Origin of the sequence: Staphylococcus sp. FSL W8-0304 (assembly GCF_038006565.1) — a bacterium.
In the GTDB taxonomy this organism is placed as follows: domain Bacteria; phylum Bacillota; class Bacilli; order Staphylococcales; family Staphylococcaceae; genus Staphylococcus; species Staphylococcus epidermidis.
Map to the genome: position 1 here is coordinate 2,044,962 of NZ_JBBOVL010000001.1, position 24,627 is coordinate 2,069,588.

At 32.8% G+C, this 24,627-nt stretch carries 22 protein-coding genes and 1 tRNA gene; 4 read left to right on the forward strand and 19 right to left on the reverse strand.

Going from position 1 to position 24,627, the window contains the following annotated elements; genetic code table 11:
* Position 1 precedes the first annotated feature (1 nt).
* The 4 genes from tpiA to NST35_RS09750 form a co-directional block, all read right to left on the reverse strand.
* Positions 2-763 (reverse strand): triose-phosphate isomerase, encoded by a 762-nt coding sequence (gene tpiA, locus NST35_RS09735; RefSeq protein WP_002457577.1) that lies wholly within the window; start codon positions 761-763, stop codon positions 2-4.
* Positions 764-893: 130 nt separating this feature from the next.
* A complete protein-coding gene (locus NST35_RS09740; RefSeq protein WP_002457578.1) occupies positions 894-2,084 on the reverse strand; it encodes a phosphoglycerate kinase in 1,191 nt (396 codons plus the stop codon).
* A gap of 193 nt (positions 2,085-2,277) precedes the next feature.
* Positions 2,278-3,288 carry a type I glyceraldehyde-3-phosphate dehydrogenase gene (gene gap / locus NST35_RS09745; RefSeq protein ID WP_001829667.1) on the reverse strand — a complete coding sequence of 337 codons (1,011 nt, stop codon included), beginning with the start codon at positions 3,286-3,288 and terminating at the stop codon, positions 2,278-2,280.
* 51 nt (positions 3,289-3,339) lie between these two features.
* Positions 3,340-4,353 (reverse strand): sugar-binding transcriptional regulator, encoded by a 1,014-nt coding sequence (locus tag NST35_RS09750; protein ID WP_002457579.1) that lies wholly within the window; start codon positions 4,351-4,353, stop codon positions 3,340-3,342.
* Positions 4,354-4,706: 353 nt separating this feature from the next.
* Between NST35_RS09750 and NST35_RS09755 the strand changes: the two genes are divergently transcribed.
* Positions 4,707-4,943: a hypothetical protein gene (locus NST35_RS09755; RefSeq protein WP_002445961.1), complete on the forward strand. Its 237-nt coding sequence runs from the start codon at positions 4,707-4,709 to the stop codon at positions 4,941-4,943.
* 172 nt (positions 4,944-5,115) lie between these two features.
* Here the strand turns inward: NST35_RS09755 and NST35_RS09760 are convergent, their stop codons facing one another.
* Entirely contained in the window at positions 5,116-5,736 is a 621-nt protein-coding gene (locus tag NST35_RS09760; protein WP_020364599.1) for a DUF4887 domain-containing protein, read from the reverse strand.
* An 866-nt stretch (positions 5,737-6,602) separates the two neighbouring features.
* Between NST35_RS09760 and NST35_RS09765 the strand changes: the two genes are divergently transcribed.
* Entirely contained in the window at positions 6,603-7,502 is a 900-nt protein-coding gene (locus tag NST35_RS09765) for a TIGR01777 family oxidoreductase (RefSeq protein WP_002445959.1), read from the forward strand.
* A gap of 30 nt (positions 7,503-7,532) precedes the next feature.
* Positions 7,533-7,724, forward strand: coding sequence for a hypothetical protein (locus NST35_RS09770; protein WP_002445958.1), 192 nt, complete (start codon positions 7,533-7,535; stop codon positions 7,722-7,724).
* Positions 7,725-7,876: 152 nt separating this feature from the next.
* Here NST35_RS09770 and clpP read toward each other — a convergent pair whose 3' ends face one another.
* The gene (clpP, locus tag NST35_RS09775; protein WP_001829659.1) at positions 7,877-8,461 is read right to left on the reverse strand and encodes an ATP-dependent Clp endopeptidase proteolytic subunit ClpP; all 585 of its coding nucleotides are present in this window, start codon (positions 8,459-8,461) and stop codon (positions 7,877-7,879) included.
* Positions 8,462-8,649: 188 nt separating this feature from the next.
* Here clpP and NST35_RS09780 point away from each other — a divergent pair.
* Positions 8,650-8,721: transfer RNA gene (locus NST35_RS09780), tRNA-Arg, on the forward strand.
* Positions 8,722-8,788: 67 nt separating this feature from the next.
* Here NST35_RS09780 and whiA read toward each other — a convergent pair.
* The 13 genes from whiA to NST35_RS09845 all read right to left on the reverse strand — a co-directional run bounded on the left by whiA (position 8,789) and on the right by NST35_RS09845 (position 24,380).
* Entirely contained in the window at positions 8,789-9,733 is a 945-nt protein-coding gene (whiA, locus tag NST35_RS09785; RefSeq protein WP_002457581.1) for a DNA-binding protein WhiA, read from the reverse strand.
* Between the two features lie 129 nt (positions 9,734-9,862).
* Entirely contained in the window at positions 9,863-10,858 is a 996-nt protein-coding gene (locus tag NST35_RS09790; protein WP_002457582.1) for a gluconeogenesis factor YvcK family protein, read from the reverse strand.
* Positions 10,858-11,766, reverse strand: coding sequence for an RNase adapter RapZ (gene rapZ / locus NST35_RS09795; protein WP_002457583.1), 909 nt, complete (start codon positions 11,764-11,766; stop codon positions 10,858-10,860). The genes NST35_RS09790 and rapZ overlap by 1 nt, the downstream gene beginning before the upstream one ends.
* A gap of 175 nt (positions 11,767-11,941) precedes the next feature.
* Entirely contained in the window at positions 11,942-12,874 is a 933-nt protein-coding gene (gene trxB, locus NST35_RS09800; RefSeq protein WP_002457584.1) for a thioredoxin-disulfide reductase, read from the reverse strand.
* Positions 12,875-12,938: 64 nt separating this feature from the next.
* Complete coding sequence (locus NST35_RS09805; RefSeq protein WP_002457585.1) at positions 12,939-14,378, reverse strand: tetratricopeptide repeat protein; 1,440 nt, start codon at positions 14,376-14,378, stop codon at positions 12,939-12,941.
* Complete coding sequence (locus NST35_RS09810) at positions 14,345-14,881, reverse strand: acyltransferase (protein ID WP_002445952.1); 537 nt, start codon at positions 14,879-14,881, stop codon at positions 14,345-14,347. Before NST35_RS09810 ends, NST35_RS09805 begins: the two co-directional genes overlap by 34 nt.
* The gene (lgt, locus tag NST35_RS09815) at positions 14,878-15,717 is read right to left on the reverse strand and encodes a prolipoprotein diacylglyceryl transferase (RefSeq protein ID WP_002457587.1); all 840 of its coding nucleotides are present in this window, start codon (positions 15,715-15,717) and stop codon (positions 14,878-14,880) included. The genes NST35_RS09810 and lgt overlap by 4 nt, the downstream gene beginning before the upstream one ends.
* A 5-nt stretch (positions 15,718-15,722) precedes the next feature.
* Complete coding sequence (gene hprK, locus NST35_RS09820) at positions 15,723-16,655, reverse strand: HPr(Ser) kinase/phosphatase (RefSeq protein ID WP_002445950.1); 933 nt, start codon at positions 16,653-16,655, stop codon at positions 15,723-15,725.
* Positions 16,656-17,007: 352 nt separating this feature from the next.
* Positions 17,008-19,842 (reverse strand): excinuclease ABC subunit UvrA, encoded by a 2,835-nt coding sequence (uvrA, locus tag NST35_RS09825; RefSeq protein ID WP_002457588.1) that lies wholly within the window; start codon positions 19,840-19,842, stop codon positions 17,008-17,010.
* Between the two features lie 7 nt (positions 19,843-19,849).
* A complete protein-coding gene (gene uvrB, locus NST35_RS09830; protein WP_002445948.1) occupies positions 19,850-21,835 on the reverse strand; it encodes an excinuclease ABC subunit UvrB in 1,986 nt (661 codons plus the stop codon).
* A 555-nt stretch (positions 21,836-22,390) separates the two neighbouring features.
* Positions 22,391-22,624, reverse strand: coding sequence for a CsbA family protein (locus NST35_RS09835; RefSeq protein ID WP_002445947.1), 234 nt, complete (start codon positions 22,622-22,624; stop codon positions 22,391-22,393).
* Positions 22,625-22,629: 5 nt separating this feature from the next.
* Positions 22,630-23,271, reverse strand: a complete 642-nt coding sequence (locus tag NST35_RS09840) for a YfbR-like 5'-deoxynucleotidase (RefSeq protein ID WP_002445946.1) — start codon at positions 23,269-23,271, stop codon at positions 22,630-22,632.
* A gap of 308 nt (positions 23,272-23,579) precedes the next feature.
* Entirely contained in the window at positions 23,580-24,380 is an 801-nt protein-coding gene (locus NST35_RS09845) for a COG3942 and LysM peptidoglycan-binding domain-containing protein (protein WP_002445945.1), read from the reverse strand.
* Between the last annotated feature and the right edge of the window lie 247 nt (positions 24,381-24,627).

Consider the following 24,627-nt stretch of genomic DNA (forward strand, 5'->3'; position numbering starts at 1 on the left):
ATTATTTTGCACCTTCTAACAATTGTACGAAATCTTCAACTTTTAATGATGCGCCACCTACAAGAGCACCATCGATATCTGATTGAGCCATATATTCTTTAATGTTATTAGGTTTAACACTACCACCATATTGAATACGTGTAGCGTTAGCAACCTCTTGACTAGATAAGTCAGCTAATGTTTGACGTACGTGAGCACACATTTCATTTGCATCTTCAGATGTAGATGACTTACCAGTACCGATAGCCCAAATTGGTTCATATGCAATAACAACTTCTTTAAGTTGATCATCTGATAAACCTTCGACAGCTTTTTTCACTTGATTACCTACGATTTCATTTGCTTTACCAGCTTCACGTTCTTCATCAGATTCACCTACGCAAATAATAGGTGTCATACCGTGATTGAAGATAGCATGCGCTTTTTTGTTTACTTCTTCGTCAGTTTCGTGGAAATAGTCACGACGCTCTGAGTGACCAATCACTACATATTTAACACCTAATTCAGATAATGCTACTGGTGAAGTTTCTCCAGTATAAGCACCGCTTTCTTCAAAGTAAGCGTTTTGTGCTCCAATTTTTAACCCTTTTGCTTTACCATCTTTAACAGCTGTTACTAAAGCGTCTAATTGGATTGTTGGTGCACAAATAACTGATTCTACTTCTTTAGGATCAGGTAATGTTGGTAATTCGTTTACAAAGTCTTTAGCTTCTTGAACTGTTTTATTCATTTTCCAGTTTCCGGCTATAATTGGTGTTCTCATTCATTACACTCCTTAATTTTTAGTGTTAAATTTGTAAGCTTTTATCCAAATACTTGCTTATTTCGAAATAAACGTTGAAAGCAAAAATGACTTTCTGTTGTTTTATTCCCACATCAAAGTATTTAAAAACTTATTTATCATTAATAGCTTTTATACCAGGTAATTCTTTACCTTCTAAGTATTCTAATGATGCTCCTCCACCAGTAGAGATGTGTGTGAAGTCATCTTCGAAACCTAATGAAATTGCTGCTGCGGCAGAGTCACCACCACCAATAATAGTAGTAGCGTCTTCCAATTTAGCAATAGACTCACATACACCGATTGTACCTTTAGCAAAATTACTAAATTCGAATACACCCATAGGTCCATTCCATACTACAGTATGTGCACCTTGTAATTCTTTATTAAATAATTCTACTGTTTTAGGTCCAATGTCCATTGCTTCTTGATCTGAAGGAATTTCATTGATAGATACTTCAGTGATTTTTGCATCATTAGAAAATTCTTTAGCTATTTTACAATCTACAGGTAATACTATTTGATCGCCATTATTCTCTAACAAGTCTTTAGCAAAATCAATTTTGTCTTCTTCCAATAATGAAAGACCTATTTCCTTACCTTGCGCTTTAATAAACGTATAAGCCATACCGCCACCGATTAAGATTTTATCTGCGATATTAACTAAATTTTTGATAACATTTATTTTATCTGAAACTTTAGCGCCACCTAAAATAGCAACTACTGGTTTTTGTGGATCATTCACTACGCCACCAATAAATTTAATTTCTTTTTCCATTAAGTAACCAGCTGCTGTTTCTAGATGAGTAGAAATACCTACGTTTGACGCATGTTCACGGTGCGCTGTACCAAATGCATCATTAACAAATACATCACCTAATGACGCCCAATATTTACCTAATTCAGGATCATTTTTAGATTCTTTTTTACCATCTAAATCTTCGAAACGTGTATTTTCAACTAATAAAACATCGCCTTCATTTAAGTTTTCAATTGCTGTTTCAAGTTTTTCGCCACGTGTTTCAGGAACGAATATAACTTCTTTACCTAATTTCTTAGATAAGTTTTCAGCAACAGGCTTAAGTGAAAGTCCTTCTTTATCACTTTCTTCTTTAACTTTACCTAAGTGAGAGAATAAAACTAATTTACCACCTTGTTCAATAATATATTTGATTGTTGGTAATGCTTGAACAATTCTGTTGTCATTAGTGATTTCACCATCTTTAATTGGAACGTTAAAATCAGCGCGCTCAAGAACAACTTTACCTTTTAAATCTAAGTCTGAAACGATTTTTTTAGCCATTATCTATTTCCTCCTTCGTATAGGAAAACTTTATATAAAAATAAGCGGAGAAGCGTATGTGCTCCCCGCTTACTCATAAGCTTATATATCTAATTAAACAGTACAGAGCACTAGTCAAATTATGAACGTGTAGAAGAGCTTTACACTCTTCACGCTATAACTTTAAATAACGTGCTTATCCGTTAAGCTTCAATTATTTAGAAAGTTCAGCTAAGTGAGCTAATGTACGTACTAATTGAGCAGTGTAAGACATTTCATTGTCGTACCAAGCTGCAACTTTAACTAATTGACGATCTCCAACAGTCATAACACGAGTTTGAGTCGCATCGAATAATGAACCGTAAGTCATACCAACAATATCAGAAGATACGATTTCGTCTTCAGTGTAACCGAATGATTCGTCAGAAGCTTGTTTCATAGCACTGTTAACTTGGTCAACAGTTACATCTTGTTTGTCTAATACTACAGTTAATTCAGTTAAAGAACCAGTAGCAACTGGAACACGTTGTGCTCCACCGTCTAATTTACCATCGATTTCTGGAATAACTTTACCGATAGCTTTAGCAGCACCTGTTGAGTTAGGGATAATATTTTCTGCTGCTGCACGTGCACGACGTTTGTCACCTTTTCTGTGAGGTGCGTCTTGTGTATTTTGGTCACCAGTGTAAGCATGAATTGTAGTCATGAAACCTTCAACTAAACCGAATTCGTCACTTAAAACTTTTGCAACTGGTGCTAATGAGTTAGTAGTACAAGAAGCACCTGAAACAACTGTTTCTGAACCATCTAATGTATCATGGTTAGTGTTGAATACGATTGTTTTTACATCACCTTTAGCTGGAGCTGAGATTAATACTTTTTTTGCACCTGCATCGATGTGAGCTTGTGCTTTTTCTTTATCAGTATAGAAACCAGTACATTCTAATACTACGTCGATATCTAAATCGCCCCAAGGCAATTTACCAGCATCTGGTTCATCGAATGATTTAATTTCTTTACCGTTCACACGGAATCCACCTTCGATAACTTCAACTTCTCCAGTGAAACGACCTTGCATAGTATCGTATTTTAATAAATGAGCTAACATATCGTCATCTGTTAAGTCGTTAACTGCAACTACTTCAAGACCTTCTACATCTTGAATTCTTCTGAATGCTAAACGACCAATTCTACCAAAACCATTAATTGCTACTTTAATTGCCATTATAATGGCCTCCTTTAAAATGATATTTAAAAAGTATTAAACTTTTTATTACTATTGTAAAATGACTTTTGCTGCGGCTTCATCTGTAATCAATACAGTGTTTTCCGGTGCAATTGAAAGATAAGCTTTAATAGCTTCTCCTTTTGATTGTCCACCAGCAACCGCAAAGATAAAGTCTTTGTTCTCAAGATCCTCTAGTTGAAGGCCAATCGTTTTGACCTTATGAACTATTTGACCCTGAGCATCAAAATAATACCCAAAAGCTTCACCAACAGCTTGATGATGTTGAAGGTTATCAATCACATCTTGAGATGATTGACGTCGATGCGCCATCTTCAGCGCATCACCAATGCCGTGTATTGTTATATTAGCTTGCTTGATTTTATCCAGTGTATGCATAACAGAAGGTTCCAACATTAACGTATCATATGTGGACTCACTCACGTTGTCTGGGACATAGAGTGTGGTATAATAACCGCCAGCTTGTTGGGCCATACTCGAAGCGATAGTATTCGCTTGATAAACGACATTTTCTCCAAGTCCACCTCTAGCTGGAACAAAAAATACGTTAAAAGGTAATAAATGTATCGACTCACTCACGCACGCCATTGTTGAACCACCAGTTACTGATACAATAGCATCTTCATAAAGTATGCCTTCTAAAAGTTGTCCAGCCTGTTGACCCATTTCACGTTTTACAGTTCGATTAGAATCGGAATCTCCTGGAATGACATGTACATCTTTAATATGAAATTTATCTTTGATAGCTCTGGCCAATTTATGGTCATCGCTGTATACGTTAAAGTATTCACCTAGTTGTGCTAATACTTCAGTACCTTCATTAGTAATTTCCATTCCCGTAGGCTTGACACGAATTAATTCTTGCTTCTTTAACATGTCTGTTTCCGACCGTAATACTCTCTCAGTCATATCCATATGTTCACTTAGACTTCGTCTTCCTACAGGTTGATTTTGAGAGATAGTAGATAAAATATAAAAGCGTCTATACATCTTATCAATAAGATCAGGTATAAGCTTTTGTTGAACTTTAATTAAGTCTTTCACTACTACCTTCCTCCTTATATCTTTGTAACAAAGGTACCTGAGAGGCAATCATAACTAAGCTTTGACTTTTTAAGTCCCGCCCGGGACAAAATCTAACCTCTTTACACTTGCAATACTACTATTACGTATTATAAATTGCAAGTGAATTCACTCAATTTCTAAGTTAAATTATAAAAGTTTGTAGGAAAACGATTACAAACAAAGTATAGACCCCATTCTTGTATAGTAATTTAATCATTGTTCGCTTTCTAAATAACTCTACCCAAATTAAATTTTATTCATACATTTGTTTTATTTAGTTGTTATGATTAACTATAATTTGAATATGAATAAAACTAGAGTGAGGTAAAACAATGTCGAATCATAATTATTCTGACGAAAAAATCGAAGTTATAGATCCGAGTGATGATAGATATAAAGGAGATGATTATTTTAATAAAAATTCATCTCAAAACAATCAAAATTTAAAAACTTTTAATCAAACTTATTCTTATAGTTGCACGCATTCAGGATGCGGCTGTATGTTAGGCTGTTTAACTATTTCACTTATTTCATTCTTACTTTCATTACTAATTTTTTGGATTATATAAACATAAAAAGGGTGGGACTGAATTCATTTTGAATTCGAAGTCCCACCCTTTGGGCTAACTCGAGTTAATAAAGATTAAAATGAACGAATCATGGCTTACTCAAGTGACCTTAAACCTATTTTTAGGAATAGTCACAAGATGAACTTTCCAAAAATTTTTAAGTTCTTTCTTATTAATCCTTTTTTGAGCTTTGAGAATTTTGATTGTTATTATTTTGTTTTTGTGTATTTTGGCCCGAACTAGCATTTTGATTGCCACTATTTCCATTGTTTTGTGGTCTGGTTGGCTGTGTTTGATTTGATTTATTTTGGGTGCTTTGACGATTTGCTGATGACTGGTTAGATTTATTTTGTTGTGGCTTTTGTTGTGTTGGCGATTGATCTTTTTGACTTGGGCTTTCTTTAGAATTTGAACTGTCTTGTCTAGATTTTTTTCTTTCGTCAGTTTTTGGCTCTTTTGCTCTCTTTTCTCCTGTTTGTGGATTTTGTTTCACCGGAGTTTGAGTCGTAGGTCTTTGTGGCGTTTGAACAGTTTGCTGCGTTTGTTGAGTTTGTTGAGTTTGAGGAACTTGTTGCGTTTGTTGTGTATTATCCTTTTTTTCTTCCTCCGATTTTTTGTCTTTTTTTTCCTTTTTATCTTTATCGTCTTTTTTCTTTTCTTGCTGTGTTGTTTGATTACTGAGTCGTTCGTTGCCTTTTTTTGAACTATCGACAAATGAGTAAATACCAAATGCTAAACCTATTAATAATAGCAAAACTACAATCGCACTAATAAATTTGGAGATACCGCTCATCTTGTTTACCTCTCTTTCATTCTTAAACACGAATTTATCTTAAAAACAATACTATTGAATCATTGTAAAAAATCAAATCTCAACTATTTTCAATAATTAAAAGTAGTATTTCCCTAAAATTATTTTTAACAGATCCTTTGGGAATAATTAAATAACAAAGTTCAATGAGATTATATAACAGTGATATTTGAGTTTAATCAATCAATACAACTTTATATTTAATTATCTCATACATGATAACATCATACTGATTGATTAACATCATTTTTAAATAACTTAATCAAATCTTAACACGAGAGTTCTTAGATTTACCTATTACATTTACCTGTGCAAAATGATTCACAACATCTTTTAAAAAAGTTTAAAATAAATAGTGATATAAAATGAAACTATTTCACAAGTATAAAAAGTAGAATTAGTTTTAACTTCTTTTTTTACTGGTTTATAATTATTTTAAAAAACTTTTATAGTTAGAACATAGATACTTTATTTTATTACCACTTTAACCTTTTATTTTACGGAATAAACAATGTTAAAAATTAATCTTTTATACAGTATTTACTATTAAAAGGGGTATATGTATTTTAGAATAGAAAAAAGGATCCATACGTTGCTCGCACGGATCCACTACTAAAGGGAGTCAAAATTTACCTTCGTTAGTATATTATGGGGTATACTCATACTAATTAAGAGATGTTTAATTAATTATCGAAGGTACAATTTTATTATAACTAATCTGTTTTTATTTTAAATGCATATTAAAAAAAGTCTTTGACATCTTATTGGCTAAAAAATGTATAAAATATGAATAATAATAATAACTATCAATAAGATGACAGCTTTTTATTTTCAGACGAGGTGAAACTATGAAACGCTATTTAATCACTGGTGGAACTGGCATGGTCGGTTCACACTTAGTCAATGAAATTAAACAAACCGATGCACATATTACAATTTTAACCAGACAGGATAAAACTTCTAATCATCCAAAAATCACGTATATCAACTGGTCAAAAGAGGATTGGCAACATCAAGTACCAGATATAGATATTGTTATTAATTTAGCTGGTGCAACGTTGAATAAACGTTGGACATCTTCCCACAAACAAGCGATGATGCTTAGTCGTATTCAATCAACGCAAACACTATTTGAACTTTTTGAAACACGTGAACACAAACCAGAAGTTTTATTTAACGCAAGTGCAATGGGCTACTACCCTCCAGATTTATTTACAAGTTATACGGAGTTATATCAAACACTTCCATTTGATTTCTTATCAGAAATCGTATATCAATGGGAACGTTTTGCTAATAAATTTAAGCAATTCGGTACACGTGTCGTTTTAGGTCGATTCGGCCTTATTCTATCAGACGATGGTGGCGCTCTTGAAATGATGAAACTTCCGTATCGTTTATACGTTGGGGGAAAACTCGGCTCTGGAAGACAATGGTACTCATGGATTCATATAGATGACTTAATTAGAGGTATTTTATTTACTATCAATCACGATAACGCTGAAGGTCCATTTAATTTAACTGCACCTATTCCTGAAAGACAAAATTTATTCGGTTATACATTAGCACGTGCGATGCATAAACCACATGAAACGTGGGCACCTAAATTGATACTACGTACAGTGTTAGGTCAGATGTCTACTGTCATATTAGATACACAAAAAGTACTTCCAAATAAATTACATGCACTAGGTTTTGAGTTTAAGTATAATAATTTAAGAAATGCTTTAGATGATTTAATTAAAGCTTAAGAATTACACCATAAGAAGAAGGGGTATGAAATGAAAGATACTCAATTAACATATATATTATTAATCATTGCAAGTGTTTTACTAATTGCTAATGGTATATTTGCATTTGAACGTACGTTATCAATGATATTAATGTCGATATTGTTTATATTAGTTGGAATCATTTTATTATCAACAACATTGAATACCATGTATCAAACATCAAAACACTCTAAACGTTAAATTTCATCGGTTTAAAGAAAATAATCATTTCATTCTAAATCTACATTCATATATTTTTTAAAACAAAAACCCTAGTAGACTAATGATAAAATATACATTATCGTCTACTAGGGTTTTGTGTATTAATCAATAATAATGAAACGTTTATTTTATTATTTTTCTGGCTCCATTACTTCATCAATTAATCCATATTCTTTAGCTTCTGCAGCTGTTAAGAAGTTGTCGCGATCAGTATCTTGTTGAATTTTTTCAATAGATTGACCTGTACGTTCTGATAAAATACGATTTAATTTTTCACGTGTTTTTAAAATATGATTTGCTGCAATCTCAATTTCAGTTGCTTGTCCTTGTGCACCACCTAAAGGTTGGTGAATCATAACTTCAGCATTAGGTAGTGCAAATCGTTTACCTTTTGCACCTGCTGCTAACAAGAATGAACCCATAGACGCTGCCATACCAATACAGATTGTTTGTACGTCTGGTTTGATATGTTGGATAGTATCATAAATAGCAAATCCAGCAGTTACACTGCCACCTGGTGAATTAATATATAAATAAATATCCTTTTCAGAATCTTGCGCTTGCAAGAATAATAATTGTGACACAATAGAGTTAGCTACGTTATCATCAATTTGAGAACCTAGCATGATAATACGGTCTTTCAATAAACGTGAATATATATCATACGCACGTTCACCGCGGTTAGTTGTTTCAATAACTGTAGGAATTAAATTCATTTATTTTTCCTCCTTATAATAACTGTTAAAATTATTTTACCTTAAAAGTCAAAAATGGTCAAAGATTAAGCTTATTAATCAAAAATTCAATTTGACGCTTAACCTTTTCATTTGTAAACTAGAATTATCGTTTTTATTGTACCGTCATTATTGAACGACGTACAGAAATGTGATTATTTCACTATTTACTCCTCGTAGTGTAATGGATAACACATAAGATTCCGGTTCTTAAAATAGAGGTTCGATTCCTCTCGAGGGGGTTGCTTAATAATGTTGAGATTTTAAGACTGAGATTATTTGTAATCTCAGTCTTAAAATCTCATTTTTTTATAATTCAATTTGTTCACCATTTCTTATTTTATCCGCTAATTCATTCAACTTTCTTAAACGGTGATTCATACCTGATTTAGATATAGGCCCTGTAGAAACCATCTCACCTAATTCTTTTAACGATATTTCTTGATGTTCTACTCTGAGTTTCGCTACTTCTCTCAAACGATCAGGTAAATTTTCAAGCCCAATTTCTTCATCAATTAATTGTATACTTTCTACCTGTTTCATTGCTGCGCTAACAGTTTTATTAAGATTTGCTGTTTCACAATTTACGAGACGGTTAACCGAATTACGCATATCACGGACAATTCTTACATCTTCAAACTTTAGTAATGCTTGATAGCCACCTATCAAACTAAGAAAGTCGGAAATTTTTTCAGCTTCTTTAAGATACGCAATACTCCCTTTTTTACGTTCCAAATGTTTCGCATTGAGTTCATAACTATTCATCAATTTAGTAAGACCTTCGGAATGATCTTCATATTGTGAAAAAATTTCGAGATGATATGAAGACGTTTCAGGGTTATTTACAGAACCACCTGCTAAGAAAGCCCCTCTTAAATAACTTCTTTTCATTTCATCATCTTTGATCATCTCCGGATCAATATCGTGAGTAAAAACTCCCTCTTTTAAAATACCTAAATCATTTAGTATTTCTTTCGCTAACATCTTTGTTCGACATATATAAATATTGTTTTTTTTCAATTTCATCTTTTTTCTAACTAAAATTTCAACTTCAACATTAAATATACGTTTGATAAGAGAGTATATTCGACGAGCTGTTGTTGCATTTTCTGTCTGTACATTAATTACAAACTGTTGATTTGATAGACTAAGTGCGCCATTCATGCGAATTAATGCACTGAGCTCTGCTTTAGCATTCGATTCGTCAACTTCTATGCGTGTTAGTTCATTTTTCATATCTGATGCAAAGCTCATTGAACACTCATCCTTCCTAATCCTTTTTTCTATTCTTATTTATAGTATCGCCAATGAGGTGTAAAGTTATTTTCTAATTCTAAACAAACACTTAAGTTATCATATCATAAACTACGATTTCGCTTATAATTATTTCTTTTTATCACTAGGAGTAAAGCGAATTGTACTTGTTAAATCTAAGGCAAGTTCATAAATCATTTTTGATAATACTTTTGTGTTATGTCTGACATAGTGTTCATTAGATATTTCAACTAAATTAGACGCCGTTAAAACTCTAATTCCACTATCTTTTAATTGTTCTTTATGTACTGCTACTGGTTTTGAATTCTTTTCTTCATATCGTTGTAAAACATCTTTACTATAGGATTCAGAGCTACATATGACAAAATCAATAAATGGTTCACCAACTTGTCGAGTAAGTGCATCAATATGCTCTTTAACATCATAATTATCTGTCTCGCCTGGTTGTGTCATAACATTAGATACATAAAGTTTTGGGGCAGAGGTACGTAATAATGCTTCTGAAATGCCTTTGACACATAAATTTGATATAACACTTGTATATAATGAACCTGGTCCTAAGACGATTAAATCTGCTTTTTCTAAAGCTTCTACCGCTTCATTCATTGGTTCAACATCACTTGGCTCTAAAAACACACGATTTATTTTTTTATGTGTTTTAGGTATATTGGTTTCTCCATGTACAATTTCACCGTCTTCCATCACCGCGTTGAGTTGCACACTTGTGTTTGTTGAAGGGATGACTTGGCCTTTAATATTTAAAACTTTACTTAATTCTTTAATAGCGTGCCCAAAGTCATTGGTAATGTTAGTCATTCCAGCAATAACTAAATTACCTAATGAATGTCCATCTACTTGATTTTCACCAAAACGGTACTGGAACAATTGAGTTAATATCGATTCCGAGTCACTTAAAGCAGCAATGACATTACGAATATCACCAGGCGCTGGAATATCCATGACATCTCTGATTTTCCCCGTGCTCCCACCATTGTCCGCTACAGTAACAATGGCAGTAATGTCTATTGGAAATTCTCTAAGGCCTCTAGCAAGGACAGAAAGTCCAGTGCCACCACCAATAAGTACTACATTCATTTGTTTCATTATCTCTCTCCACTTTCAATATGCGCATCTCTATGATGCACATAAACATTATATTCAAAAATCTCGTTAAGATATTCAGCTAAACGTTTAGCTAATGCAACTGATCGATGTTGTCCACCCGTACAACCTATAGCAATAACCAATTGCGATTTACCTTCTTTTTTGTAGCCAGGAATCATATATTTTAGTAAATCTGTTAATTTATCAAAAAATATTTGGGTTTCTTTCCACTTCATAACGTAATTGTACACTGGCTCATCTAAACCAGTAAATGGACGCAATTCCTCTACATAGTAAGGATTAGGTAGAAATCTGACATCAAAAACTAAATCAGCATCCATTTGTATACCATGCTTGAAACCAAAACTTGTCACGTTGATAGTAAATGTTTCAAAGTTTTCATCTAAATAAAACTTTGAAATGCGTTGCTTTAATTCTTTAGGTTTTAATTTTGTTGTATCAATTACGTAATTAGCGATACTTCGGATTTCTGATAGATGTTCACGTTCCTCATTTATTGCATCTATTAATGATCTTTGTCCTTGTTCATTTAGTGGGTGCGCTCTTCTTGATTCTTTATAACGCGAAATAATTTTTTCAGTTTTAGCTTCCAAAAACATAACATCTAAAATCACGTCATTGCGACTTTTAATAATATCAATTTCTTTAACTAGAGATTTAAATAATTCCTTACCTCTTAAATCTATTGCAATTGCTACTTTTTGCAATGAAGGATTTCCTTGAGCCATCAATTCTACAAATTTAGGTAACAGTACAGGTGGTAAATTATCTACACAGAAAAAGCCCATATCTTCGAGACTTTGAATCACCAATGATTTACCCGCTCCAGACATACCTGTAACAACTAACAATTCACTTTTACCCATTTCTTTTTCATTGCTTGCCATTTTCTTAAGTCACCGCCAATTATAATCTTCAATCAATATCATTATATTAAATTCATCTTATCACACTCAAATATGCAAAGTAACATACTTATATTGTAATTAAAAAAGCTAGAATCATTGATGACGATACTTTGACGCAAACAATGTTCTAGCTATGTGTAAAATGAGTTAAATTTTAATTATCTTTTAATTCTGTAATATAATCAGCTGCACTTTGCGCCGCAATACTACCGTCTCCTGTAGCAGTAACAATTTGACGTAATCCTTTATCACGAACGTCACCTGCAGCAAAAATACCTCGTACTTTAGTACTCATGTCATCTTGTGTGACAATGTATCCTGCGTCATTTGTAATACCAAGATTTTCGAATGGCGCTGTGAGTGGTTTCATTCCAATATAAATGAATACACCATCGGCATCATAAGTTTGTTCAGCACCATCTTTAGTTGATTCAAGTGTAACTGAACCAACTTTACCATCTTTTTCATTAATTGTTTTAAGTGTATGACTCCAAATAAAGTCAACCTTATCATTTTTGAAAGCACGTTCTTGCAAGATGTTTTGTGCACGTAATTCATCTCTACGATGAACAATCGTTACTTTATCTGCAAATTTAGTTAAGAAAGTTCCTTCTTCTACCGCTGAATCTCCACCGCCAATTACGAAAAGACGTTTATTTTTAAAGAATGCTCCATCACAAACCGCACAATAACTTACTCCACGTCCTCCTAATTCTTGTTCACCAGGAACGCCAATCTTTTTATACTCTGCTCCAGTTGAGATAATAACTGCATGAGCTGTTACTTCTTTATTCCCTAAATTGATAACTTTATAGTCACCTTTATCTTCAACAGATTTAATATCGCCATATTGGTATTCCGCACCAAATTTTTTTGCATGTTCAAACATTTTCGTAGATAAATCAGGGCCTGTGATCATCTCAAATCCTGGAAAATTCTCTACTTCTTCAGTGTTTGCCATTTGACCGCCTGGCATACCGCGTTCAATCATGACAGTTTTTAAATTGGCACGTGATGCATATACTGCTGCTGTCATGCCGGCAGGACCTGCACCGATTATTGCTACGTCAAAATCTACTTCAGTCATTTTAAATGCCTCCTACTTATTAATCATTATGCGCATTATATATCATACTTTTCATTTCATAAATTTATATGCTCAATATAAATTCAATTGTTTTATTCAGTTTGTATCTAGAAACATTAAAATCGTCCATCAATTGTCTCTTAGTAAATGGTTGGCTAGAACGACGATATGATAGGTAAACAAATGCAGCGACATATCTATCGACATCTACTAAATCTACATTTTCAGCTATAATCATTTCTGCTTGATTAATCCAATCTGTAAATAAAGACGTGTTATATTTGAATTGCTTAAAATTATACAACCTTTGCATACCTCTGTGTATAAAATCTAATTTATTGAGTGTGAGGCCTTGTACCAAATATGTGAGATAAAGTTTCTCATAGTCATTCATTGATTCAAGAATTGACCAAATATCTTCAGTCATTAGTATTTCTTTTCCATTTAATTGATGAAGTAAAAAAATACCGTAAAGTCGATAATGATTATTATCATCTAGTAATAATGGTAACACTCGTGATTCAAATACCGTTTTACTTTCCTCAATTACCCAAGGTGCATAACCTACATCAACTTTAGAAATTTGAGTGAGCTTGTTCCACATCTCAATACTTTCGTCTTTATTTCCTAGGTAATAAAAATTGAAGCTCAATGCATTATACAGTTGAATAGAGACAAATTTACCTTTTTTATAAAGTGGATAAAGTAAATTCTGAGAAGCACGATACTGTTTTAAATAACTCAATACAATTCCTAATTTAAAGGTTTCGTCGTCATTTAGTGGTACTACTTTATTAAGTATTTTAAGATATTTTTGATATTTATCTGTTTCTTTTTTATTATAAAGTAATAATGTGTAGTGACAAAGTGCATGCACATCTGAATTATCTTCCTTTAAAAGTTCTTCAAACATTACTTTGGCACTATCATACTCACCTAGATACAAATAACACATTGCAAGTAAATTCCTAATCACCCTATGCTGTTGTATCTCGTAAGATTGATTCAAAATAAATGTTCGGGCTTCTTCTAACCTACCTTGCGAAAAGAGAAATTGAAATAAAAGTTGTGTTGAAAACAATTGTGCTTCTAATTCAATTTTTTGTTCACTTGTATACGTGACTTCGAATGTTTTTTCAAGCATTTCTCTAAAATCTTTATCATCTGACAATATTACATAATTAATACCAAACAAGAATGCCTTGTTTGGCTCGTTTAATTCTATATTTAATTGACTTAGTTCATAGAAGCTTTCTTCTACATGAAAGTCTTTAACAATATTCTCATAAAAAAGATGTTCTGCTTTTTTACCGATATTTAATTTAACTAAACATTGCGCATAGTGTTGTTGAATATCAAAATCCTCAGGTGACAACTCAAGCACTTTTTCATAATATTCTGCCGCTTTCTTGTAGTCCTGTTGTTGCCACTTTTGGTTAGCCATTTTACGGTAAAAAGCCTCATCAAAAATCATTGGAATGATGTTATTTTCTTTTTGTGCCATTCGTTGTCACCTCCTGAATCTAATTGTATTTGCATAGGATTACCAAATGCAAAACTGTAATCGGGAACATCTTTAGACACAACCGTACCCGCACCAATTTTAACATGCTTTCCTATAGTTATTCCTGGCAATATTGTCGTATTTGCACCTATTAAAGTGTAATCGCCTATAATGACTTTTCCCACTCTCCACTCATCAACTAGTACTTCGTGAGTTAATATTGTTGTATTATAACCAATGACTGTATTCTTGCCAACCGAAATGTATTCTGGATAAAACAAATCAGGCAACACTTTATATGCAAATGAAGTATGATTCCCGACATCCATTTTTAAAAGCTTTTTATATATTTTATTTTTAAGTTTCATACTAGGAATAAATCTTGCAATTTCTATAATCAACGTTTGCTTTAGCACTTTTATGAATTTAATTTTTCTATATATATGCCATAAAGGATTCACTTGATGATACTTCTCTTTACTTAATCTTCTCAAAATAATCACTTAGCCTTTTTAATCGGCCATGTTAATGGTCCTGAATTTTTATATTTTATTGGTTGATATTTAACTCTTCTATAAATTACGAATATCACACTAATCATAATAAGCACGACAGAAACAAGTTGCGCTACACGTATATGACTCGTAAGCATCAAACTATCGGTTCTCATCGCCTCAACGAAGAAGCGTCCTATAGAATACCAAATAAGATAACCAAAGAATGTCTCTCCAAGTTTTAGACGTTTCCTTAAAGTAATTAAAATGACAAAACCTATCACATCCCAAATTGACTCATATAGAAATGTTGGGTGATAATATTGGCCTTCAATATACATATTTCTAATAATAAAGTCTGGCAAATGTAAATGTTCTAGAAAAGCTCTAGATACTGGTCCTCCATGCGCTTCATGATTCATAAAGTTTCCCCAGCGTCCTATCCCTTGAGCTAAAATAATACTTGGTGCCACAATATCTCCTATTTGAAATGGATGTAGATTTTTGATTTTACAAACAATAATCCCCGTGATAAGCCCACCAATTAAGCCGCCATGTATGGCTATACCACCATGCCAAATTTTTGGTATCTCACTCAAGTGATTCATGTAATATGGCCATTGAAATGTAACAAAATATATTCTCGCAACTATGAATCCAACAATCGCGCTATAAAATATAATATCGATTAAAGTGTCTTTATGTAATCCAACCTGTTTCAATGCTGCTTGTGCAATGAAGTATCCAAGTAAGATACCACAAGCAATAATAATTCCATACCATCGAACTTGGATTGGTCCCAAGCTAAAGGCAACAGGATCGATATATCCTAATGTAATATTCATGTGTGTTACTCCTCACTTTTATGACTATTTCGAACGATTTCTTCATTAAGTCTCTCATTAAATTCAACTGCTGTATTAATACCCATGATATTAAGACGATAATTCATAGCCGCTACTTCAATAATTACTGCTACATTGCGCCCTGGTCTAACTGGTATCGTTTTTTTAGTGATTTCCGTATCAAGAATTTTCAATGTTTCTTCATTAAGACCTACACGATCGTATAACTTATTCTTATTCCAATTTTCTAAATTAATGTTTAATCGAATTTGTTTTTCAGTTAATATTGATCCTGCTCCGAACAAAGTCATAACATTAATGATACCGAGACCACGAATCTCTAGCAAATGTTCGATAAGTTTAGGAGGTTTGCCTACAAGTTCATCCTTAGTAATTTCTTTGATTTCTACATTATCATCAGCCACTAATCTATGACCACGTTTGACTAATTCTAATGCAGTTTCACTTTTTCCAATGCCAGAATCTCCTGTAATTAGTACACCTACTCCGTAAACATCAACAAGTACACCGTGCAAAGAAGTGGTTTTCGCGAGTTCATGTTCGAGAAATGTCGTTAACCTACTCATTAAGCTCGTTGTGGCATCTTTCGCAACAATAATTGGTGTATGCGTTTCTTGAGATGCACGTATGAGTTCTTCTGGTGGTTCTAACCCACGTGTAACAATAATCGCTGGAGTTTCAGGTCGGCATAACTTTCTCATTCTTCCTTTTTTCTCTTCATCTGGAAGTAAATTATAAAATGATAACTCCGTTGTCCCTAATAATTGAATACGGTCTGAAGCATAATGTGAAAAATATCCAGCCATTTCTAAACCTGGACGTGAAATATCTGTGTTTTTAATTGGTCTATCTAAACCTTCTTCACCAGTAAGTAATTCTAAATTTAACGTATTAACTAATCTATCTGTTGTTAACATGCATTCACCTCAAATTTCATAAGCCATTCGTATCTTCCTTTTCTATTATCATATCAAAAATCAACTCATGTTTTATATTAAAATGATGATTTAAAATTTTAAAAGTTTCTTAAATCATTACTGTTTTGAGACAAACTAGATTTTTTCCATTATACAATTGAGTAGTTGATTGATTGAGTTAAAAAATATACCTTAAATAACAATCTAAATCGAAATTCAAATAACTATTTGATGATTTATGCTCAAATTAATGAAATTAATTTGATATATAAAGCTCTAAGATTCTTTGTGTAAAAGTCATCTTAGAGCTTTTTAAGTTAATTTATCATTTTATTACTAGTCATACATCTTACTATTCAACTCTGTCTCTCTCTAATACTGGTTTTAAGTATTGACCAGTGTAAGATTCTTTATTTTGAGCGATTTCTTCAGGTGTACCAGTTGCGATGATTGTTCCTCCACCTTCACCACCTTCTGGACCTAAATCAATAATATGATCTGCCGTTTTAATAACATCAAGATTGTGTTCGATAATAACGACCGTATCACCATTTTCCACTATACGATTCAATACCTTTAATAAACGACTTATATCATCAACATGTAATCCTGTAGTTGGTTCATCAAGAATATAAATAGAACGCCCCGTTGAACGCTTGTGCAATTCTGATGCGAGTTTTACACGTTGCGCTTCACCACCAGATAATGTAGTAGCTTGTTGACCTAAAGTAATGTACCCCAACCCAACATCTACAAGTGTTTGTAATTTACGCTTAATCTTAGGGATATTTTCAAAGAAATGCGTAGCTTCTTCAACAGTCATTTCTAACACATCCGCAATATTTTTTCCTTTGTATGTTACCTCTAGAGTCTCACGATTATAGCGTTTACCATCACACACTTCACAAGGTACATAGACATCTGGTAAAAAATGCATTTCAATTTTTATAATTCCATCACCTTTACAAGCTTCACATCGTCCACCTTTGACATTAAAACTAAATCTACCTTTTTGATAACCTCGTATTTTGGCTTCATTCGTTTGTGCAAAGACATCTCTTATGTCATCAAAGACACCCGTGTATGTGGCTGGGTTAGAACGTGGTGTTCTACCTATTGGCGATTGATCAATATCAATGATTTTATCTAATTGATCGATTCCTTTGATTTCATCAAAATTCCCAGGTTTCACTTTAGATTTATTAATTTTTTGAGCTAATGCTTTATATAAAATTTCATTGACGAGTGAACTTTTACCAGAACCTGACACACCTGTAACTACAGTTAAGACGGATAGTGGGAAGTCTACATTTACATTTTTTAAATTATTACTTTTAGCACCTTTAATTTGAATCTTTCTATCGGTGATTTCGCGTCTGTATTCAGGGACTTCTATTCGTTTTTTTCCACTTAAATATTGACCCGTTAAGGACTTTTTATCTTTCATTACTTTATTAGGGGTACCACTTGAGACAACCTCTCCACCGTGGTTACCGGCTCCCGGACCCACATCAACTAAATAATCAGCTGCTCTCATTGTATCATCATCATGTTCAACGACAATGAGTGTATTACCTAAATCACGCATTTCTTTTAAAGTGTTAATTAATCTATCATTATCTCTTTGATGTAATCCAATTGAAGGTTCATCTAAAACATACAGTACTCCGGTTAATCGTGAACCAATTTGTGTTGCTAAACGAATACGTTGTGCTTCCCCTCCAGATAAAGTTCCGGATGAACGTTCTAAGGTCAAATATTCCAAACCAACATTATTTAAAAATGATAATCTTGAAATAATCTCTTTTAAAATTTGATCTGCAATCGATTTATCTTGATCGCTTAATTTTAAGTTTTCGAAATAATAAAGTGCATTTTTAATTGAATATTCAACGACTTCACCTATATTATAGTCGCCTACATATACAGATAACGCTTCTTTGCTTAAACGTTTGCCATGACAAGTTTCACACGGTAACTCTGTCATGTATTTACTCATCATTTCGCGTGTATATTCAGAGGGAGATTCATGGTATCGACGGTCAATATTAGGTACCACACCTTCAAAAACCATTTTACGTTTACGAGTACCACCATTTCGTTGCGTAAATGTAAATTCAATTTCTTTTTCTCCAGAACCATTCATAAGTATGTTTTTTTGTCTATCAGTCAATTTTTTATATGGCTTATCCATATTAATTTTGTAGACTTCACATACACGTTTTAATAAAGTTGGATAAAAATCGGAACTTGTTGGTTCCCATGGTTCAATTGCGCCTTCATTTAAAGTTTTATTTTTATCTGGAATGACTAAATCTAGGTCTACTTTTAGTTTTTGACCTAAACCATCACAAGTTGGACACGCACCAAACGGACTATTGAAACTAAACATTCTAGGTTCTAATTCACCAATAGAGAAACCACAAATAGGACATGCGTGGTTCTCAGAGAATTTAAGTTCCTCTCCATTAATAACGTCAACTGTTAAATTACCTTCAGCAAGTTCAAGTGCTGTCTCAATAGAGTCCGCTAGACGCGTCTCAATGCCGTCTTTAACTACAAGTCTATCAACAACAACTTCAATTGTGTGATTTTTATTTTTATCCAATTGAGGCACTTCATTTACATCGACGATTTCATCATCAACACGTAAACGCACATATCCTTTCTTACCTATATCTTCAATTAACTTTTCATGACTTCCTTTTCTATGTGAAATGACTGGTGCAAGTAATTGAATTTTTGTACGTTCTTCCAATTCTAAAATACGATCAACCATTTGTTGAACAGTTTGTGATTCAATTTCTATACCGTGATAAGGACAGTACGGTTTACCGACACGCGCATATAATAATCGAATATAATCATAGATTTCAGTCACAGTGGCAACGGTAGAACGTGGGTTTTTACTTGTCGTCTTCTGATCAATAGATATTGCCGGTGACAAACCTTCAATGGTATCTACATCAGGCTTGTCCATTTGTCCTAAAAATTGTCGTGCATATGCACTTAACGATTCCACATAACGTCGTTGACCTTCAGCATAAATAGTATCAAACGCTAACGAAGACTTACCTGAGCCTGAAAGTCCAGTCATGACAATCAACTTGTTTTTAGGTAATTCAATATCTACTCCTTTTAAATTATGTGCTCGCGCACCTTTTACTACAATTGACGGTCCTTTCATTTAATCGTCACCCTTCTGCTTTTAATTCAAATAACATATCTCTTAACTCTGTAGCTTTTTCGAAATCTAAATCTTTGGCTGCTTTTTTCATTTCTTTTTCTATATTTTCTATTGTTTTTTGACGTTCTTTCTTTGTCATTTTCTTAGGTAATTCAGTTTGTTGTTGTTGATTTGTTTCATCGCTCTCCACAGTAGCACTAATGACGTCGTGAATCTTTTTATTAATTGTTTTCGGCGTGATGCCATGTTCTTTGTTATGGGCAATTTGTATTTCTCTACGTCTTTGTGTTTCATCAATCGCATATTGCATGGAATCTGTAATTTTATCCGCATACATAATGACTTCTCCTTTGTCATTACGTGCTGCACGCCCAATAGTTTGAATAAGAGATCTATCAGAACGTAAGAAGCCTTCCTTATCCGCATCTAAAATTACAACCAAAGATACTTCAGGTATATCTATCCCCTCTCTCAGCAGATTGATCCCAACTATTGCGTCGTAAGTACCCATACGTAAATCTCGAATAATTTCTATTCGTTCTAATGTTTTAATTTCTGAGTGTAAATAATTAACTTTAATCCCGGCTTCTTTCATATATGTAGTTAAATCTTCACTCATTTTTTTAGTAAGTGTTGTCACAAGTACACGCTCATCTTTGTCAACGCGATCTTGGATTTCACTTAAAAGATCATCGATTTGATTCTCAGTTGGACGCACATCAATTTTAGGATCAAGTAAACCAGTAGGTCGTATAATTTGTTCAACCATTTCATCTGTATGTTCTAACTCATATGGGCCTGGTGTAGCTGAAACATAAACAAGTTGTTTTGTTTTTTCTTCAAATTCTTCAAATTTTAATGGTCGGTTATCCAACGCACTTGGCAAACGAAATCCATGGTCTATTAATACTTGTTTACGAGCTCTATCCCCATTGTACATACCACGAATTTGAGGTAACGTAACGTGTGACTCATCAATCATGACAAGCCAATCGTCTCCAAAATAATCAAGTAATGTATATGGTGTTGAACCTAATGGTCTTAAAGTTAAGTGAACAGAATAGTTTTCAATACCTGAACAAAAGCCCATTTCTCTCATCATTTCTAAATCATAGTTAGTACGTTGTTCTAACCTTTGTGCTTCTAATAATTTATTCTCATCACGTAATTCTTTTAGTCTCTCTTCTAATTCTTTTTCGATTCGTTGAATAGCTACTTTCATTTTCTCTTCACGAGTAACGAAGTGCGAAGCTGGGAAAATTGTAAAATGCTCACGTTCTCGAATTACTTCCCCAGTTAAATAGTTAACCTCTCTGATACGATCAATTTCATCACCAAAAAATTCTACGCGAATACACATTTCTTCTCTAGAAGCCGGGAATATTTCAACAACATCCCCACGCACTCTAAATGTACCACGTTGAAAATCTATGTCATTACGTGAGTATTGTACATCAACTAACTTTCTCAACAATTCGCTTCGTTCCATCTCCATACCAACACGTACACTAACAACCAAATTTTTATATTCTTCAGGATTACCTAAACCATAGATACAACTAACACTTGCAATAATAATGACATCATCACGTTCAAATAAAGAACTTGTAGCAGAATGTCGTAGTTGGTCAATTTCATCGTTAATGGAGGCGTCTTTTTCAATAAAGGTATCTGTTGAAGGCACATATGCTTCAGGTTGATAGTAGTCGTAATAACTAACAAAATATTCAACTCTATTTTCTGGGAAAAATTCTTTAAATTCACTATATAGTTGACCTGCTAATGTCTTGTTATGTGCAATAATAAGTGTAGGTTTACCAACCTCTTTAATTACGTTACTCATAGTAAAAGTTTTACCTGTCCCAGTTGCACCTAATAAGGTTTGATGACGTTTCCCTTCATTTACGCCATCCACAATTTTTTGTATCGCTTGTGGCTGATCACCTTGTGGCTCAAATTCAGACTTTAACTTAAATGGAACATGTTCTACCATTCCAAAATACGCCTCCTATTATTGTTATCATTTATAAAGATTTTACACATCTCGTATCAATTACTTTTTCATGAATATCATTTTCTATTTTAACAAATTCTAAAAGAACAATACAAACATTTGTTCGCTTGTGAAATTTAACATTTTTAATGCTTATTCTAAAACAAGAGCTCTAAGATGATTTCTAATGCAAGAAATTGTCTTAGAGCTTTATTTATCAGTAATGTATGCTGTGCGATGTTTTTTTAAAAGTACAATCAAATACATATTATATACACACTGTACTTTAAAATCTTTCGCTTTTATATTCACAATGTATCAATTATTATGTTATTGTCATTAAAATATTTACTATTTAATATTTAGTTATTAATGTTTACACCATGGATTACTTAATATTCAAAATAATATAAACATTAATTTAAAGTAAAAAATGAACAATAAATAATAATCCAACAATTTTTAAATTAAATCAGAATCACTATAATTACAGTTTAAAATAATAATAAATCAAAAAAACAAATACTTCAAAATTTTTGTTTGCATAAACACATCTTAAGAATCATTTTGGTTCTTATGAAATTCAAGTTGATCAATTATTAAATAACCAGCTAATAAACTTGTCACATCTATAAAAATAATCCATTCGTTGTGAAAGAATCCTTTATAAACTGATGCACCTATTATTATCAATGTGACTAATGTACCAATCCATTTACTTCTAGTCACCACACTAAACAGCACAACTAATATACAAGGAAAGAAGGCCGCACAAACATACCAAATCATTATCGTCACCCATTTCTTCTGCTTAGAATTGACATTGTTGTTTCACGTAATTCAGTTCGAGGAATAAAGTTTTCTGTGAGCATTTCAGGTATTACATTTTCAATAAAATCTTTTACAGATTCTAAGTGATCAAATTGTATAATAGTTTCTAAACTCATTTCATATATTTCAAAAAATAGTGGCTCAGGATTACGTTTTTGTATTTCTCCAAATGTTTCATACAATAAATCAATTTTATCAGCAACAGATAGAATTTGTCCTTCTAGAGAATCATCTTTACCTTCTTGTAAACGTTCACGATACACGTGCTGATATTGTGTTGGTATCTCCTCTTTGATAAACGTATCTACCATTTCTTCTTCAACTTGGGAGAATAAATGTTTTAATTCCTTACTTGCGTATTTTACCGGTGTTTTGATATCACCTGTAAACACTTCAGCAAAGTCGTGGTTGAGTGACTTTTCATAGAGACTCTTCCAATCGATTTTATTTCCATGATATTCTTCGACAGTAGCTAAATATTGCGCAATTTTAGTTACTTTAAAAGAATGAGCAGCAACATTATGTTCAAAATATTTAAATTTACCTGGTAATCTTGTTAATTTTTCTAAATCTGATAGTCTTTTAAAATATTGATGCATTCCCATAATAAGACACCTCCTTAATATTAAAATTAGTCTATATTCTTATTGTTATTATATCAATCAATATTATTATTGAAAGTAAATTATCATGTAAATCATTTCTATTTTATTATAAAAGAAAAAGTAGAATAATGAATTCATTTTGAACTCACTATTCTACTCTAATACGTAACTTATGGATAAAACATGTTGATATATATGAAGAAGTTGTTCTACCAACATGATGTTCAATTTAATTGTCTAGAACGTTTATATAACATAAGAGACAGTTATACGCGAAATTCATTCACACCTTGAATATAAATAGTCATTTAGTGAATGTAATTATATGAATTAGGATTGCTAATAGTTCTGTAAGATTTTACGTTAACGCCACCATTCCAGTTCATTTCCGAAACAGTTACAGAACCATTAGAATTGATTGATTCAACAACGCCAACATGTCCATAAGCGCCAGCCCCATTTTGACCCGAACCACTTTGGAATACAGCACCAACCTCAGGTGTGTGATCTACATTAAAGCCAGCCTGATTAGCTGAATATGCCCAGTTACTAGCGTTGCCCCATAGACTTCCAATTGGTTTCCCTAGCTCAGCGCGACGATCGAATGCATAATAAGTACATTGACCAGTAGTGTATAAATTACCTGAGTTAGATACACTTCTTAGACCATTGTAGGCGTTTGGCACAGAGTATGTATCAGTTGATTCACTGTTATAATTATCATAAGTAGTGTTGGATGTATCAGTTGATACATTATTATATCCTACTGGAATATAGTTAGTTTCATAATTTACGAATGTGTTTGTGTTATTAAATTGTTCAAATGCAGTTTCAGATACTACAATTTCATCTCCTGGAAAAATAAGAGGTTCTATACCAGGATTTAAAGCATAAAGTTCTTCTAAAGTAAGATGATGTTCTAAAGCAATTTTATATAAACTATCTCCAGGTTTTACAGTGTAAATACCTAAGTTTGATTGATTTGTAATTACATCACTCGTTGCATATGAGTCTAGTTGCGACGTCTCAGATTCTTGTGCGTTAGCTGCAGTGTTAATTGCAATAAAAGCTGCAATCGAACTTAACGTTACAGTTAGCGTTTTTTTCATCTAGTTGTCATTCCTTTGCTAGTTGATTATTAATTCACAAATTTAATATAGCACAATCAAATGAGGCTAAGGGTATTGTTATATTGATGTAATATAATAGTTAAAAAGAGTGTTTTTACACCCGGAAATAATTATCTACTCTACTAGTTCCTAACCTTATGATGTACAGGTCAAATTTAAGTCATTCTCGTCTGAGACTAAATTTACTTCGGTAACATTAGAAAATGCAGACTACATATAAAGTACA

Excerpts from the sequence above, each read along its gene's own strand:
- hprK (WP_002445950.1), bottom strand. The coding sequence starts at position 16,655 with ATGTTAACAACAGATAGATTAGTTAATACGTTAAATTTAGAATTACTT.
- NST35_RS09840 (WP_002445946.1), bottom strand. The coding sequence starts at position 23,271 with ATGGGAATGCATCAATATTTTAAAAGACTATCAGATTTAGAAAAATTA.
- NST35_RS09845 (WP_002445945.1), bottom strand. The coding sequence starts at position 24,380 with ATGAAAAAAACGCTAACTGTAACGTTAAGTTCGATTGCAGCTTTTATT.
- NST35_RS09740 (WP_002457578.1), bottom strand. The coding sequence starts at position 2,084 with ATGGCTAAAAAAATCGTTTCAGACTTAGATTTAAAAGGTAAAGTTGTT.
- lgt (WP_002457587.1), bottom strand. The coding sequence starts at position 15,717 with ATGAATATTACATTAGGATATATCGATCCTGTTGCCTTTAGCTTGGGA.
- NST35_RS09760 (WP_020364599.1), bottom strand. The coding sequence starts at position 5,736 with ATGAGCGGTATCTCCAAATTTATTAGTGCGATTGTAGTTTTGCTATTA.
- NST35_RS09765 (WP_002445959.1), top strand. The coding sequence starts at position 6,603 with ATGAAACGCTATTTAATCACTGGTGGAACTGGCATGGTCGGTTCACAC.
- whiA (WP_002457581.1), bottom strand. The coding sequence starts at position 9,733 with ATGAGCTTTGCATCAGATATGAAAAATGAACTAACACGCATAGAAGTT.
- gap (WP_001829667.1), bottom strand. The coding sequence starts at position 3,288 with ATGGCAATTAAAGTAGCAATTAATGGTTTTGGTAGAATTGGTCGTTTA.
- uvrA (WP_002457588.1), bottom strand. The coding sequence starts at position 19,842 with ATGAAAGGACCGTCAATTGTAGTAAAAGGTGCGCGAGCACATAATTTA.
- uvrB (WP_002445948.1), bottom strand. The coding sequence starts at position 21,835 with ATGGTAGAACATGTTCCATTTAAGTTAAAGTCTGAATTTGAGCCACAA.
- NST35_RS09790 (WP_002457582.1), bottom strand. The coding sequence starts at position 10,858 with ATGAAACAAATGAATGTAGTACTTATTGGTGGTGGCACTGGACTTTCT.
- NST35_RS09770 (WP_002445958.1), top strand. The coding sequence starts at position 7,533 with ATGAAAGATACTCAATTAACATATATATTATTAATCATTGCAAGTGTT.
- tpiA (WP_002457577.1), bottom strand. The coding sequence starts at position 763 with ATGAGAACACCAATTATAGCCGGAAACTGGAAAATGAATAAAACAGTT.
- trxB (WP_002457584.1), bottom strand. The coding sequence starts at position 12,874 with ATGACTGAAGTAGATTTTGACGTAGCAATAATCGGTGCAGGTCCTGCC.
- NST35_RS09805 (WP_002457585.1), bottom strand. The coding sequence starts at position 14,378 with ATGGCACAAAAAGAAAATAACATCATTCCAATGATTTTTGATGAGGCT.
- clpP (WP_001829659.1), bottom strand. The coding sequence starts at position 8,461 with ATGAATTTAATTCCTACAGTTATTGAAACAACTAACCGCGGTGAACGT.
- rapZ (WP_002457583.1), bottom strand. The coding sequence starts at position 11,766 with ATGGCAAGCAATGAAAAAGAAATGGGTAAAAGTGAATTGTTAGTTGTT.
- NST35_RS09755 (WP_002445961.1), top strand. The coding sequence starts at position 4,707 with ATGTCGAATCATAATTATTCTGACGAAAAAATCGAAGTTATAGATCCG.
- NST35_RS09835 (WP_002445947.1), bottom strand. The coding sequence starts at position 22,624 with ATGATTTGGTATGTTTGTGCGGCCTTCTTTCCTTGTATATTAGTTGTG.